The organism is Enterococcus sp. DIV1368b (assembly GCF_050529595.1).
In the GTDB taxonomy this organism is placed as follows: Bacteria; Bacillota; Bacilli; order Lactobacillales; family Enterococcaceae; genus Enterococcus_B; species Enterococcus_B mundtii.
In genome coordinates, this window is record NZ_CP172883.1 from 2597079 (window position 1) to 2610905 (window position 13827).

Consider the following 13827-nt stretch of genomic DNA (forward strand, 5'->3'; position numbering starts at 1 on the left):
TCTCCTCCTTATTTGTTCGGGGTCAAGCTTGTACGGATCACATTCCAAGATAACGGTTTCAATTTGCAATTCAACTGATTTTCTTTATGTTCGTAGGCTTTTGAAGACACAGGTTTGATTTGCTCATTTCCTGCTTGATTGACCGCTTTGATTTCATAGCCAGACATCTCTGAAAACTCGATGACTTCCTCAATCTTTAAGTCAGAAAATTGTAGATCTAAACTCATCTCTTCTTCTCCACGATTCACTGCAAAGATCACCAACTCATTTTTTTCTTCATTAAGCACTGCAATACTTTCTAAATATGGGACTGTATCAAACTCACTCGTTGCATACGTATCGACAGTGATTTCAGGTCGTAAAGCAATACCTTGTCCTAAAGTCGCGACTTGCATAAACGGATAATAGATTGTTTGACGCCATGCTTCACCGTCTTCTTCTGTCATGATCGGCGCAATCACGTTGACTAGCTGCGCCAAACAAGCAATCTTTACTCGATCAGAATGTTTTAACAAAGTGATCAATAAACAGCCCAATACTAAAGCATCCTCAAAATTATAGTGATCTTCTAATAAAGGTGGGGCAACTTGCCATGGCTTGACTGTTTGATCATGTTCTGTCGAATGATACCAAATATTCCATTCATCAAAAGATAGATTGATTTGTTTCTTGCTGTGTTTTTTCGCCTTGATTGCATCACACATCGCAACAACACCAGAGATGAACTGATCCATATCGACTGAACGAGCTAAATAATTTTTCAAATCATTTGTTTGATTGCCATAATACTGATGCAATGAAAGATAATCGATTTGTTCATAGGCTTGATCCAATACAGTCAATTCCCACTCACCGAATGTCGGCATTTGACTATTCGAGCTACCACATAAAACGACTTCGATCGATTCATCGACAAGTTTCATTGCTTTCGCTGTTTCTTCTGCCAGCCGTCCATACTCCGCTGCTGTCTTATGACCGATTTGCCAAGGACCATCCATTTCATTGCCTAAACACCACGTCTTGATCGCAAAAGGTTCGGTTTGTCCATTTGCTATTCTTTGCTCACTCCAATAAGTACCACTAGGATAATTGCAATATTCTACTAGATTTCTTGCAGCATCTAAGCCACGTGTTCCAAGATTGACCGCCATATTGATCTCAGCGCCCACTTCTTGACACCACGCAGCAAATTCATGCACACCCACTTGATTTGTTTCTAAAGATCGCCAAGCAAGGTCTAATCTTTTCGGCCGCTCCGCTATAGGACCCACGCTATCTTCCCAATTGAACCCAGAAACAAAATTCCCACCTGGATACCGGATCAATGGTACCGATAAATCTTTGACCAGCTCCATGACGTCTTGGCGAAATCCCTTATCATTTGCAGTCGGATGATCCGGTTGATAGATCCCTCCATACACTGCACGTCCCATATGTTCAATAAACGAGCCATACAAACGACAATCGATTTCCCCTATCTTTTGCACACGACTAACTGACATTACAGCTTCCATATGTCCCCTCCTTTAATTTATACATGAATCATATCTTTCTTTGAAAGCGTTGTCAATAATAATATTATTAAATATAAAAATATTTTTACATTATAATTAACATAAATATTAATTATATATATTAGTTTTATGATATCAACCTATAAATTAATATTTATGTTAATATATAGTTAAACAAAAACCTAAATAAGAGGTGAAAAATCATGCAACTCCAAATCAATGAAGAATCATTACCTGTTTATGAAGCTTTAGCTAGTAAAACAAGGATAAAAATCATCCAGTTACTTTCAAAAAACAAAATGAATATCAAAGAGCTTGCCCAAGCACTCGGTATCAGTAGTGCGATTACAACAATGCATGTAAAAAAACTTGAAGAAGCAAATATCATCAAATCTGAAAAAATAGGTCAAAAAAAAATTTCCAGCTTACGTGTCGATAAAATCAACATCACGTTTCCAGAAAAAATCTTCAATGCCTTTGATACGAAAGAAACATCGATCCCTATCGGTCATTATACCCGCTATTCAATCGAGCCGACATGCGGTCTGGCAACGATCCATGATTTTATCGGCAAAGTCGATGAACCACGTTACTTTGCCGATCCACGACGAATGGATGCACGGATTCTGTGGTTTACAAGCGGATTTGTTGAATATCAAACACCAAACTTCCTAAATGAAGAAGATACTTTGGAAATGTTGGAATTGTCCGTTGAACTGTCTTCCGAGTTTCCCTTTTCGAACGACAATTGGCCATCGGATATCACTTTCAGCCTAAACGGCGTGGAATTAGGTAACTGGACAAGCCCAGGAGATTTCGCAGACATTCGTGGAAAACATACCCCAGACTGGTACCCAGATAATCTAAATCAATACGGACTATTGAAAACAATCCGTATCACTAAACATTTGACCAATATCAACGGCGAACCATTATCTGAAATCACGATCAATGACATCCCAAGAAACGAAGACGTCTGGACCTTCCGCATCGAAGTCAAAGAAGACGCCAAAAACGTCGGTGGCTGCACCCTATTCGGCAAAGGCTTCGGCAACTACGATCAAGATATCAAGATGAAGGTGTATTATAGTTAAGGTTGTGAAAGAAGCGTTCAGCACTGAGTAATAAGACAGAACCATCGAAAATGGCTTTTTCATTTTTGATGGTTTTGGCTTATTATTGATAGGACGACACTTATAAAACTGTATGGAGAAAATAAACCGGCAATGACAGTAGTAATAGTAGCCGGATTGATTGATCCAAGATTCAAAGTAGAAATAGATGCTATTGTCGCTATCAAATGATTTTTTTAAGGAACATTGATTTGTTTCAAACTGCCGAAGAGTGCCAATCAAGGATAGCCAATCCTATTTTGTTTCTTTCAATACTGACTCTTCTAATGTGGACAACTTGTTTTTTAAGCCTTCTTTTCTATGAGAATGAAGCAAAGCAATAAAAATTTCCATCTTGAAAATACACTGGAGAGCAAAAAACGAATACAAACAAAAACAAACCGTGAATCCCTTGATCAACAAAGGATTCACGGTTTATTTGATTATTTTTTCACTTCATTTATTTCCAAAAATCATCAAAGATCGAAATTGGCAAATGACGTTTATGCTGTGTTTTATTCCACCATTGCTCGATTTTTTGTTGTGCATCTACAGGAATTTCTTTCCCTTCCAAATAGTCGTCGATCTCATCATATGTGACACCTAATGCGACTTCATCAGCAATCATCGGCTTGCCTTCTTCAAGGTCAGCTGTTGGCACTTTGGTATAGAGATGTTCTGGCGCGTCTAAAGCCTTCAACAATGCTTTTCCTTGGCGTTTATTCAAGCGGAACAATGGTAAAATATCTGCCCCACCGTCACCATATTTCGTAAAGAAGCCAGTAATATTTTCAGCTGCGTGGTCGGTACCGATCACAGCCCCTGCGCGTTGTCCTGCAACCGCATATTGTGTGATCATTCGTTGGCGCGCTTTGATATTTCCTTTATTGAAATCACTGATTTCTACACCTGCTTCAATCAACGCTTGCGTTTGCGCATCGACTGCAGGTTTGATATTGACACGTAATTGGACGTCTGGTTGGATAAAATCTAACGCAGCTTTAGCATCTTCTTCATCTGCCTGTTCTCCATATGGCAAACGTACACCGATGAACTGGTAACTGTCATCTTTCGTTTCTTCCCGCATTTCCTCCATCGCCAATTGTGCTAAACGTCCGGCTAAAGTAGAATCTTGTCCTCCACTGATACCTAAAACCAAGGTTTTTAAGAAGGGATTCTTTTTCAAATATTCTTTCATGAAATCGATACTCACACGAATTTCATTTTGAGGATCGATGACTGATTTCACGCCTAATTCTTCGATGATTGCTTGTTGTAAATGATTCATCTTCCATTCCTCCTATAGTTCACTCGTTAATTGTGTGACGCTTTTTTTCATTCGTTCCATGATTGCCATCTTATGATTCCAGCAATCTGTTGATAGATCCACAGGATATTTTTGCGGATTCAAATCACGTTTGTATTCTTCCCAAAGAGAATCTAAGTTTCCTCTGGTATACTCTTTAATTTCTTCTAATATCGGTAAGTCATAGACTCTCGTTCCTTCAACAAAAATATCTTGTAAAATTGGCCGAGCTGTAAAATCACGAACGGTTTTATTGATAAAGGTATGTGTCGGGTGGAACATGAAGATCTCTTCTTCTTGTCGAGGATCTTCGTCCCATAGTGTCACATAATCGCCTTCTGATTTCCCATCAAAGTTACGAGTGATACGCCATACTTGTTTTTTACCTGGTGTAGTAACTTTTTCTGCATTGCTAGACAATTTGATCGTATCGATCATTTCACCTTGTTCATTTTCGATGGATACCAGTTTAAAGACTGCACCTAAAGCCGGTTGGTCATAGGCGGTGATCAACTTTGTTCCCACGCCCCAAACATCGATTTTTGCTTTTTGCATTTTTAAGTTTAAAATCGTCGCTTCATCTAAATCATTTGAGGCATAGATTTTCGCTTCTGTAAAACCAGCGGAATCTAATTGTTCTCTGACCCGTTTCGAAATATACGCCATATCACCACTATCGATACGTACGCCTTGGAAATTGATCTTGTTGCCCAGTTCTTTTGCCACACGGATCGCACTAGGAACACCCGATTTCAAGGTATCGTAAGTATCCACTAGAAAAACACAATCTTTATGTGTCTTTGCATACGCCATAAATGCTTCATAGTCATTCCCATAACTTTGAACAAGAGAATGAGCGTGGGTACCGCTTGCTGGAATCCCGAAAATTTTCCCTGCACGAACATTGCTCGTTGCATCTGCTCCACCAATGTAAGCAGCACGAGTACCCCAAACCGCAGCATCCAATTCTTGCGCACGACGTGTACCAAACTCCAATAATGGATCGTCACCGATCACTGATTTGATACGAGCCGCTTTCGTCGCGATCAACGTTTGAAAGTTCACCATATTCAATAAGGCTGTTTCTACTAATTGACAATGGGCTAATGGGCCTTCCACTTGGATCAATGGCTCATTCGCAAAAACAAGTTCTCCTTCACGAGCGGAACGGACAGTCGCTTTAAATTTGAATTCACGTAAATACGTCAAAAAACCTTCCGGATAAACAGCCATCTCACGAAGATACGCAATATCTGTATCTGTAAATGTCAAATTTTCTAAATAATCTACTAATCGTTCTAACCCTGCAAAAACAGCATAACCATGATTGAATGGCATCTCGCGGAAGTAACATTCAAAAACTGCATGTTTATCTGCTCTATCTAGTTCCCAGTAAGTCTGCATCATGTTGATCTGGTAAAGATCCGTATGTAGCGTCAAACTGTCATCTGAGTAAGTTGTCGTCATCTTTTTTATTGCTCCTCTTAGCCAATTTTCATTTCTTATCCATTATAACAAAAAAATACCCTAGTAAAAGAAATCTTGTTTTATTTTGTACAAAGTAAAGAAATAAGAGACAGGTTGTGAGAAAGCCGGGCAGCTCCAAGTAGTAAGGCAGAACTTGAGAAAATAGCTTCTCATATTTTTTCAAGTTCTGCCTTACTATTGAAGGAGTTGGCTTTCGAACACCGTTTATCTAGGTTGTGAAAGAAGCGCTCAGCACTGAGTAATAAGACAGGAAAATCAAAAATGGCTTTTTCATTTTGGATTTTCTTGGCTTATTATTGAAGTGTTGCTTTTTGAACACCGTTTATCGAGGTTGGGAGAAAGCCGGGCAGCTCCGAGTAGTAAGGAAAAACTTGCGAAAATAGCTCCTCATATTTTTTGATTTTTCAGCTTCATGTTGAAGGTCAGCTTTTTGAACACCGTTTATCCAGGTTGTGAAAGAAGCGCTCAGCACTGAGTAATAAGACAGGAAAATCAAAAATGGCTTTTTCATTTCGGATTTTCTTGGCTTATTATTGAAGTGTTGCTTCTTGAACACCGTTTATCTAAGTTGTAAAAAAACGCCTAAATCCCAAAAATCAAACTATCTTGGAATTTAGGCGCTTTACTTCCTATCGCTTATTCAATTTAGGATCATCCATAACTTTCTTGCTGTATTGATCGAGCTAGGCAATGTTTGCAATGGCTTGTTCTACAATGACGATGTCCTTATTCGGCCGTTTGAACTGAACACCCGCTTCTTCTAATTCTTGCTTGACACCTACATGGATATTGACCGCTGAGCGTTCTGTTTTCAACACTTTTTTGATTGCATAATCAATTTCCTGTTTAGTGATTTTCTTTTTTGTATTGATCATCACTAATTGGACTTGATTATAGGTATCGATCAACAAAATCTGTGTACGATCTAAAGAAAATAGTTTATAAAATCGAATAGCAGAATTTCTAAAAAAGAAATCAACGATTTTTGGATAAAAAGTTTTGATATTCAAGTTGCTCGTAATCGGGGTTTCAATCAGTTTCATACTTTTCCTCTTTTCTTAATTTTTTTACTCAATAAAATAAATCGCTTTCATAAAGACGATAAAAAAACAATTTGATTTCCCTCTCTTTGTTAAATAGTATAACATATAATCAATTAGATAAAAAAGATGATTTTTCACTTGACCTTCTCGTTACGTCAAGGATTATGCTAGTTTTGTCAGGAGGAAAAACAATGGAATACACAATTAAGAAAATGGCACAGCTCTCAGGAGTAAGTAGTCGTACACTACGTTTTTACGATGAAATTGATTTACTCAAACCCAAACGGATCAATTCAGCTGGTTATCGTATCTATGGTTCTCAAGAAATCGATCGTCTACAACAAATTTTATTTTATCGATCCTTAGATTTTCCACTGAACCAAATTCGCGAATTATTAGATGATCCTACCTTTGATCATCAACATGCACTCATCGAACATCAGAGAAAACTACTAGAGAAACGAGCAGAAATTGATACTCTCCTGGCAACCGTCCAACAAACATTAGCACAATTCAAAGGAGGAAAAAAGATGACTGACCAAGAAAAATTTGAAGGATTAAAAAAACAAAAAATAACTGAAAATGAAACAAACTATGGCACAGAGATCCGTGAAAAATACGGAGAAGAAACGATTGATAAAGCAAACGAACAATGGCAAAACCTTTCCCAAGAAAAATACCAAGAAATGCAAGAAGTTGAGCAACAATTACTAACGAACTTAACGTCTTATCTGTCTGACCAACCAAATCAGGCACGTGCAAAAGAAATTTTTGATGCACATAAAAAATGGCTATTATTTAGTTGGCCCACGTATCAAGCAGAAGCCCACAAAGGATTAGGTATGCTGTATATCTCAGATGAACGTTTTACTGAATACTATGATTCTCGTTGTGGTAAAGGCGCCGCTGTAGCATTGAATGAGATCATTCAAGCTCATGCATAAATAAATAAAGACAAATCCACAAAAAGGATTTGTCTTTTTTATTTCACGGACGTTGAATAAAAGTATACGGAATTTTTACTTGTTCGACTGTATCATTCAAAAACAAACGAAAAGCGGTTTCACCACATTGTTTCAGATGGTGATCGATTGTTGAAAAATTTAATAATTCACTGATCAGCATATTTTCCCTACCAACGATTGGTATTTTTTGTTTTTTGTAGCTTTGTAGGATTCCCGCTGCTACTGTGTCTGAATTCGTGAAAATGCCATCAATTCCTCGTTCCTTAAAAAATTTCCCAGCCAATTTCCCATGTTCGGTATCAATACACTGCCAATAGACATCAGCTTCATTAAATTCAGGAAAAATCTCTTTACACAGTTTTAATGTGATTTTCGAATTGTAACTCATTCGACCGGTTCTTCCTAAGGTGACACCTAAACGTTTGACACCTTGATCTTTTAAAAAGGATAAGCCATCAGTAATCGATTGTTTGCGATCAATATAGACACTCGTTACTTCCAAGTCTTCGATCTTTTCGCAAAAGACGATAGGGCCATAGCGTTGATAATCAAGCAACAACTCTAAGGGATTTGCTCTTGATGTAATGATCAATCCGTCAAATGCTTTCGCCGCAAACTCTTCTAAATATTGTTGTTCCCGTTTTATTTGGTAGTTTGTTGGCAACAACGTCACTTTATAGCCCTCACTAAAAGCGACTTCAATGATTCCACTGAGCAACTGATCAAAATATGGGTGATTTGTGTAAGGTAAAATGACACCAATATTTTTAGTTTTTCCAGAACTTAGTTGTCTGGCATTGGCATTCGGTACATAATTTAATTCTTTGATCACTTTCAAGATCTCTGTTCGTTTCGCTTCATCGACATAAGGATGTTGATTGATGACACGGGATACCGTCGAAACAGAATATCCTGTTCGTTTGGCTATATCTCGGATGTTTGCCATGACTACTGTTCGCCACCTATACAAAAAGATTTTCTTGTAGATAGTCTACCACAGCAGGTCCACATTCGAAAAATTGATACAATGTTCCTTGGTCATAGAAACTGATTCGTTGACCACCCCAATAATTATCCTTGGTCAAACCAGAAATATCTGCTAAATTGATTTTTTTGATCACCGATCGATTAAGGCCTTGAAAACTAGACAACACGAGCATGGAATCTTTAAACTCAACAAATGCGTAAAAACATTGATTCTTGGTGCCTTGCGTTGCTTTGATATAGGTATTCATAAGAAGCCCTCCTTTATTTATGCTTTGAGTATACGGTATGAAACGCGTCTCATAGCAAGGAGTTTGCTTCTTTTATTCTTCTGGTTCACCTAGATTAGGATCTAAACGGTTTGCAGCCAAGATAAATGGTGCCCAAATCAAAGCAGCGACTAAGAGATTGACGATCGTCAAGACAATGGCACGCCAGTCACCTGCGGTTGCTAAGAACCCACTGATAATCGTTGGCATGACCCAAATCACATTTACCACCACTGGGCGAACAAGGCCTGCCATTGTCGCAAAGTAAGCAATGGTTGCCGTTACAAGTGGTGCGACGATGAATGGGATCATCAACAATGGATTCAATACGACTGGTAGACCAAACATCACTGGTTCATTGATATTGAACAAACCAGGAGCAATCCCCAGCTTACCGACTGTTTTATAATCGGCACGTTTTGATAAAAATAAAATCATGACGATCAATACCAACGTTACACCAGCACCACCAGGCCATACGAATGCTTCAAATGAACCTGCTACCCATTTGAAGGGGATTGGTTCATTATTTTGAAAAGCATTGGTATTTTCGACCATCGCTGTACCATAAAGCGTCTGTAACACTGGTGACATGATGTTTGTTCCGTGTAATCCAAAGAACCAAAGCACATGAACAAGTAATACGATAATAAATACTGCGCCATACCCTTGCGATAAATTCATCAAAGGTTTTTGAATCGCTTCAGAGATCCAGTCAATCAATGGTACTCCTGCTGTCTGTCGGAAGATATAATTGATCGTTCCCACAACATATAAAGAAACAACTGCAGGAATGATTGCGGCAAAAGCACGTGCAACTGCTGGTGGCACTGATTCTGGCATTCTGATAATAATTTTTTTACGCATCAATAGTGCAAAAATGATAACAGAAATAAAACCAAAGATCATAGCTGTAAAAAGACCAGAACCGCCCATGTATTTCCCAAAGTTGAAATAACCCCATGCGCCCATCGAAAGCGTCTGTCCACCATCAGTACCATCAGCAATCACGCCGCCTGCGGTAGTGATCATGTCCATAGCATCTTGTGACAATTTTTCTGGCAACGTCAAAACAGCTGTGGCAGCATCAGGTAATCCAATAATAAATGCAACTAAAGATACAATACTTCCTGATACAGGGTCCACTTCATATGCCTTTGCCAAATTTGCGCCTAGTGACAATGCGAATACGACTGCCATAATCGCTAGCGTCCCATTCCAAATCAGGCCATTGACACCAATTACTGGTGTAAAGAAAGTCGTAATGGCATTCCCTTCACCTAGATACGTGTTAGGAAAATCACGCATAAACGCATTCAATAGCACCGCAATTGCCCCAGCCATCGTTGCCGGCATGGTTCCAATAAACGCATCACGTAAAGCAACCAGATGCTTTTCCGAACCAATCTTCGTGGCAACTGGCAAAATATATCTCTCCATCCATTCCATCAATTTATTCATTTTCATCCTCCTACAATTCGATCTCCCATCATTATGAATGCGTATACATTATAATGATATCACAAATATAGCATAACTTTGTGAACTTCGCTAGCGAAAGAGTGAAAGAAATGTTAAAGGAATTAAATTTTCTTCCATAGATTAAATCGATGAAATAATAATACAACAATTTGATGATTGGCTTGTCAATTTAGTGATTTGCCCATTTTTTATTTACAATATGAATGCACAATCTCATTACGACACACTCGATTTTACCCTATTTATGCTTTTTTCTAAGAAGACAAAAAAAGAAGAACCTTGATTGAACAAGGTTCTTCTGGAGTTATTACATCATGCCGCCCATCATTGATGGGTCCATAGCTGGTGCAGCAGGCGCTGCTGGTTCTGGTTTGTCTGCAACTACTGCTTCAGTTGTTAATAGTAATGCAGAAACAGATGCTGCATTTTGTAATGCTGAACGAGTTACTTTTGTTGGGTCAACGATTCCGGCTTCCACCATGTTTACCCATTCACCAGTTGCTGCATTGAATCCTGTTCCTAAATCAACATTTTTCAATTTATCAACAATAACTGATCCTTCGTATCCAGCATTTTCAGCAATTTGACGAATTGGTTCTTCTAACGCACGAGTAACGATCTTGATACCTGTTGCTACGTCGCCTTCTGCTTCGATCATCGCTACTTTGTTGATCACGTTCACTAATGCTGTACCACCACCAGAGACCATGCCTTCTTCAACAGCGGCACGAGTAGCGTTCAATGCATCTTCAATACGTAGTTTCAATTCTTTTAATTCTGTTTCAGTTGCTGCTCCGACTTTTACGACAGCTACTCCGCCAGCAAGTTTCGCTAAGCGTTCTTGTAATTTTTCACGGTCAAAGTCTGAAGTTGTTTCAGCGATTTGGTTTTTGATCAATTGAACACGTGCATCAATAGCTGTTTTATCGCCTGAACCTTCAACGATTGTTGTGTTGTCTTTATCCACAACTACTTTTGAAGCATTTCCTAAGTTTTCGATTGTTGCATCTTTCAATTCTAGTCCTAGGTCATCTGTGATCACTGTACCACCAGTCAAAACAGCAATATCTTCTAACATTGCTTTACGACGGTCGCCGAAACCTGGTGCTTTTACAGCTACAACATTGAATGTACCACGGATTTTATTCAATACCAATGTTGGTAACGCTTCGCCATCCACGTCATCAGCAATGATCAATAAAGGACGTGATTGTTGTAAGATTTGTTCTAATAAAGGTAAGATATCTTGGATATTTGAAATTTTCTTGTCAGTGATCAACAAGTATGGATTTTCCAAAACAGCTTCCATTTTGTCGTTGTCTGTTACCATATATTGTGACAAGTAACCACGGTCAAATTGCATACCTTCTACGACATCTAATTCTGTTTCGATTCCTTTAGATTCTTCAATTGTGATAACACCGTCATTGCCGACTTTTTCCATTGCATCTGCAATCAAACGGCCCACTTGTTCTGAACCAGAAGAAACAGCAGCAACTTGTGCAATAGCCTCTTTTGAGTCAACAACAGTTGAGATGTTGTGTAATTCTTCCACTGCTGTTTTAGTGGCTAATTCGATCCCACGACGAATACCTAATGGGTTAGCACCAGCTGTGACGTTTTTCAAACCTTCACGGACAATTGCTTGAGTCAAGACAGTCGCTGTCGTTGTACCGTCTCCAGCGATATCATTTGTTTTAGATGCAACTTCTGAAACTAATTTTGCACCCATGTTTTCAAAATGATCTTCTAATTCGATTTCTTTTGCAATCGTCACACCATCATTTGTGATCAATGGAGAACCATATGATTTTTCTAAAACAACATTACGGCCTTTTGGTCCTAATGTCACTTTTACTGTATCTGCTAATTTATCTACACCACGTAACATTGCTGCACGTGCATCTTCTGCAAATTTCAATTCTTTTGCCATTTTTTCGTCACCTCATCAATTATTTTTGTTTTGTACTTACTCAACAATCGCCATGATATCTTTTCCAGAGACGATCAAATATTCTGTTCCTTCAAATTTCACTTCTGTACCGGCATATTTTTCAAACATTACTTGGTCGCCTACTTTAATAGCTGCAGGAACTTTTTCGCCGTTTTCTAGCAAACGTCCCTCACCCACTGCTACAACTGTTCCAGTTTGAGGTTTCTCTTTCGCTGATGAAGCTAAAACGATTCCTCCAACAGTTTTTTCTTCTTCTTGCGCGACTTCAATGATGACGCGATCACCTAATGGTTTTAACACGATAAATCCCTCCGATAACTCTTTTTTTGAATCCATTAGCACTCTATCACATCGAGTGCTAACCTACATTTTTAATAATACTCATTCTCCTATTCTTTTGCAAGCTTTTTAAATCATAGAAAAAAAATTTTTAAAGAAGGTTGTGAAAGAAGCGCTCAGCACTGAGTAATAAGACAGAAAAATCAAAAATGGCTTTTTCATTTTGGATTTTTTTGTCTTATTATTGAAGTGTTGCTTCTTGAACACTGTTTATCTAGGTTGTGAAAAAGCCGATCAGCTCCAAGTGTTAAGGAAAAATTTGAGAAAATAGCTTCTCATATTTTTTCAAGTTTTGACTTAATATTGAAGGAGCTGGCTTTTGAACACCGTTTATCTAGGTTGTGAAAGAAGCGCTCAGCACTGAGTAATAAGACAGAAAAATCAAAAATGGCTTTTACATTTTGGATTTTTTTGACTTATTGTTGAAGTGTTGCTTCTTGAACACCGTTTATCTAGGTTGTAAAAAAGCCGTTCAATACTAACTGATCAGAGAAACTTCTTGATATGGTATAATGAATAATGGATAGCGTTTAGTAATGCATACGTTGATTTTTTATCATTTAAAGTTCAACGAATGGTTGCTTTTCCTATATTATTAGAGCAAGAAAGTGATACTTGGCTTTTCTCTTAGCTCAAGGAGGTTTTTTATGTCATTAAAAAAATATAGCTTTTTTAGTATTTTTTGTTACGGACTAGTTTTTGTCTCGCCTTTACTTCTGACATCTGTCGGGCTTGTAAATTCAACGTCTGGTTTGATCAATGCAACAACAATCACGTATATCTTAGGGGCAATCATTCTGTGGTTCTTGTACTTCAAGCATAAAGAACCAATCGAAATCGAAGCAAGCGTACCGGTTGCTTCTCGCTCAAAAATCATTTTATATGGAGTCGTTGGTATCTTTATCGCTCTGATTTTACAAAGTATTGCGGTTATGATCGAGAGTTTCTTTTTCGGAGAAGTCTCTCCATCTGAAAATACGCAAAATATTATCCAATTGATTTTAGATACCCCTGCTTTTATTATTGCCACAACTATTGCCGGACCAATCATGGAAGAATTCGTATTTCGCCGGAGTATCCTTGGCATCGTTGGTCACTATACCAACTTTTGGGTAGGTGCGGCTGTTAGTTCCTTGCTCTTTGCATTAGCGCATAATGACGGACATTTACTCGTCTATTTCTTTTTAGGATTTTTCTTTAGTTTACAATACCGATCCACTGGGCGAATCTGGGCACCAATGATCACCCATATTGGTATGAACACTCTGGTTGTCATTGTACAATTGGCATTGCAACAAGGTTTACTGTAATATAATAAAAAAAACCTGTGACTTTCATCATCAGGCACTCCCTATAATAAAATAAATAGCA

The 13827-nt window shown here is 38.3% G+C and carries 12 protein-coding genes; 3 read left to right on the forward strand and 9 right to left on the reverse strand.

The window, feature by feature from the left end; all coding sequences use genetic code 11:
* Nucleotides 1-8: 8 nt before the first annotated feature.
* Entirely contained in the window at nucleotides 9-1514 is a 1506-nt protein-coding gene (locus IGJ19_RS11900; RefSeq protein ID WP_086335145.1) for an alpha-N-arabinofuranosidase, read from the reverse strand.
* A 203-nt stretch (nucleotides 1515-1717) separates the two neighbouring features.
* Here IGJ19_RS11900 and IGJ19_RS11905 point away from each other — a divergent pair, with 203 nt between their 5' ends.
* Nucleotides 1718-2608: an ArsR/SmtB family transcription factor gene (locus tag IGJ19_RS11905; RefSeq protein WP_019723205.1), complete on the forward strand. Its 891-nt coding sequence runs from the start codon at nucleotides 1718-1720 to the stop codon at nucleotides 2606-2608.
* 478 nt (nucleotides 2609-3086) lie between these two features.
* Here IGJ19_RS11905 and nadE read toward each other — a convergent pair whose 3' ends face one another.
* From nadE to IGJ19_RS11920, 3 genes are all read right to left on the reverse strand, one after another.
* Entirely contained in the window at nucleotides 3087-3914 is an 828-nt protein-coding gene (gene nadE, locus IGJ19_RS11910; RefSeq protein WP_023520311.1) for an ammonia-dependent NAD(+) synthetase, read from the reverse strand.
* A 12-nt stretch (nucleotides 3915-3926) separates the two neighbouring features.
* Nucleotides 3927-5399 (reverse strand): nicotinate phosphoribosyltransferase, encoded by a 1473-nt coding sequence (locus IGJ19_RS11915; protein WP_430604125.1) that lies wholly within the window; start codon nucleotides 5397-5399, stop codon nucleotides 3927-3929.
* Between the two features lie 704 nt (nucleotides 5400-6103).
* Nucleotides 6104-6463, reverse strand: coding sequence for a DUF1827 family protein (locus tag IGJ19_RS11920; protein WP_430604127.1), 360 nt, complete (start codon nucleotides 6461-6463; stop codon nucleotides 6104-6106).
* A 191-nt stretch (nucleotides 6464-6654) separates the two neighbouring features.
* Between IGJ19_RS11920 and IGJ19_RS11925 the strand changes: the two genes are divergently transcribed.
* Entirely contained in the window at nucleotides 6655-7407 is a 753-nt protein-coding gene (locus IGJ19_RS11925) for a MerR family transcriptional regulator (RefSeq protein WP_195475615.1), read from the forward strand.
* Between the two features lie 43 nt (nucleotides 7408-7450).
* Here the strand turns inward: IGJ19_RS11925 and IGJ19_RS11930 are convergent, their stop codons facing one another.
* From IGJ19_RS11930 to groES, 5 genes are all read right to left on the reverse strand, one after another.
* On the reverse strand, nucleotides 7451-8374 hold the full coding sequence (locus tag IGJ19_RS11930) for a LacI family DNA-binding transcriptional regulator (RefSeq protein WP_066025546.1): 924 nt from the start codon (nucleotides 8372-8374) through the stop codon (nucleotides 7451-7453).
* 16 nt (nucleotides 8375-8390) lie between these two features.
* Nucleotides 8391-8663: a hypothetical protein gene (locus tag IGJ19_RS11935; RefSeq protein ID WP_010736683.1), complete on the reverse strand. Its 273-nt coding sequence runs from the start codon at nucleotides 8661-8663 to the stop codon at nucleotides 8391-8393.
* A gap of 72 nt (nucleotides 8664-8735) precedes the next feature.
* Nucleotides 8736-10142 carry a PTS sugar transporter subunit IIC gene (locus IGJ19_RS11940; protein ID WP_019723199.1) on the reverse strand — a complete coding sequence of 469 codons (1407 nt, stop codon included), beginning with the start codon at nucleotides 10140-10142 and terminating at the stop codon, nucleotides 8736-8738.
* A 328-nt stretch (nucleotides 10143-10470) separates the two neighbouring features.
* Nucleotides 10471-12096, reverse strand: coding sequence for a chaperonin GroEL (gene groL / locus IGJ19_RS11945; RefSeq protein WP_010736685.1), 1626 nt, complete (start codon nucleotides 12094-12096; stop codon nucleotides 10471-10473).
* Between the two features lie 36 nt (nucleotides 12097-12132).
* The gene (gene groES, locus IGJ19_RS11950) at nucleotides 12133-12417 is read right to left on the reverse strand and encodes a co-chaperone GroES (RefSeq protein WP_019723198.1); all 285 of its coding nucleotides are present in this window, start codon (nucleotides 12415-12417) and stop codon (nucleotides 12133-12135) included.
* A 686-nt stretch (nucleotides 12418-13103) separates the two neighbouring features.
* Here groES and IGJ19_RS11955 point away from each other — a divergent pair.
* Nucleotides 13104-13766, forward strand: coding sequence for a CPBP family intramembrane glutamic endopeptidase (locus tag IGJ19_RS11955; protein ID WP_271552693.1), 663 nt, complete (start codon nucleotides 13104-13106; stop codon nucleotides 13764-13766).
* Nucleotides 13767-13827 lie beyond the last annotated feature (61 nt).

Coding starts and splice junctions, on each gene's coding strand:
- IGJ19_RS11955 (WP_271552693.1), top strand. CDS start 13,104: ATGTCATTAAAAAAATATAGCTTTTTTAGTATTTTTTGTTACGGACTA.
- IGJ19_RS11900 (WP_086335145.1), bottom strand. CDS start 1,514: ATGGAAGCTGTAATGTCAGTTAGTCGTGTGCAAAAGATAGGGGAAATC.
- IGJ19_RS11915 (WP_430604125.1), bottom strand. CDS start 5,399: ATGACGACAACTTACTCAGATGACAGTTTGACGCTACATACGGATCTT.
- IGJ19_RS11920 (WP_430604127.1), bottom strand. CDS start 6,463: ATGAAACTGATTGAAACCCCGATTACGAGCAACTTGAATATCAAAACT.
- IGJ19_RS11930 (WP_066025546.1), bottom strand. CDS start 8,374: ATGGCAAACATCCGAGATATAGCCAAACGAACAGGATATTCTGTTTCG.
- groL (WP_010736685.1), bottom strand. CDS start 12,096: ATGGCAAAAGAATTGAAATTTGCAGAAGATGCACGTGCAGCAATGTTA.
- IGJ19_RS11935 (WP_010736683.1), bottom strand. CDS start 8,663: ATGAATACCTATATCAAAGCAACGCAAGGCACCAAGAATCAATGTTTT.
- nadE (WP_023520311.1), bottom strand. CDS start 3,914: ATGAATCATTTACAACAAGCAATCATCGAAGAATTAGGCGTGAAATCA.
- IGJ19_RS11905 (WP_019723205.1), top strand. CDS start 1,718: ATGCAACTCCAAATCAATGAAGAATCATTACCTGTTTATGAAGCTTTA.
- IGJ19_RS11940 (WP_019723199.1), bottom strand. CDS start 10,142: ATGAATAAATTGATGGAATGGATGGAGAGATATATTTTGCCAGTTGCC.
- IGJ19_RS11925 (WP_195475615.1), top strand. CDS start 6,655: ATGGAATACACAATTAAGAAAATGGCACAGCTCTCAGGAGTAAGTAGT.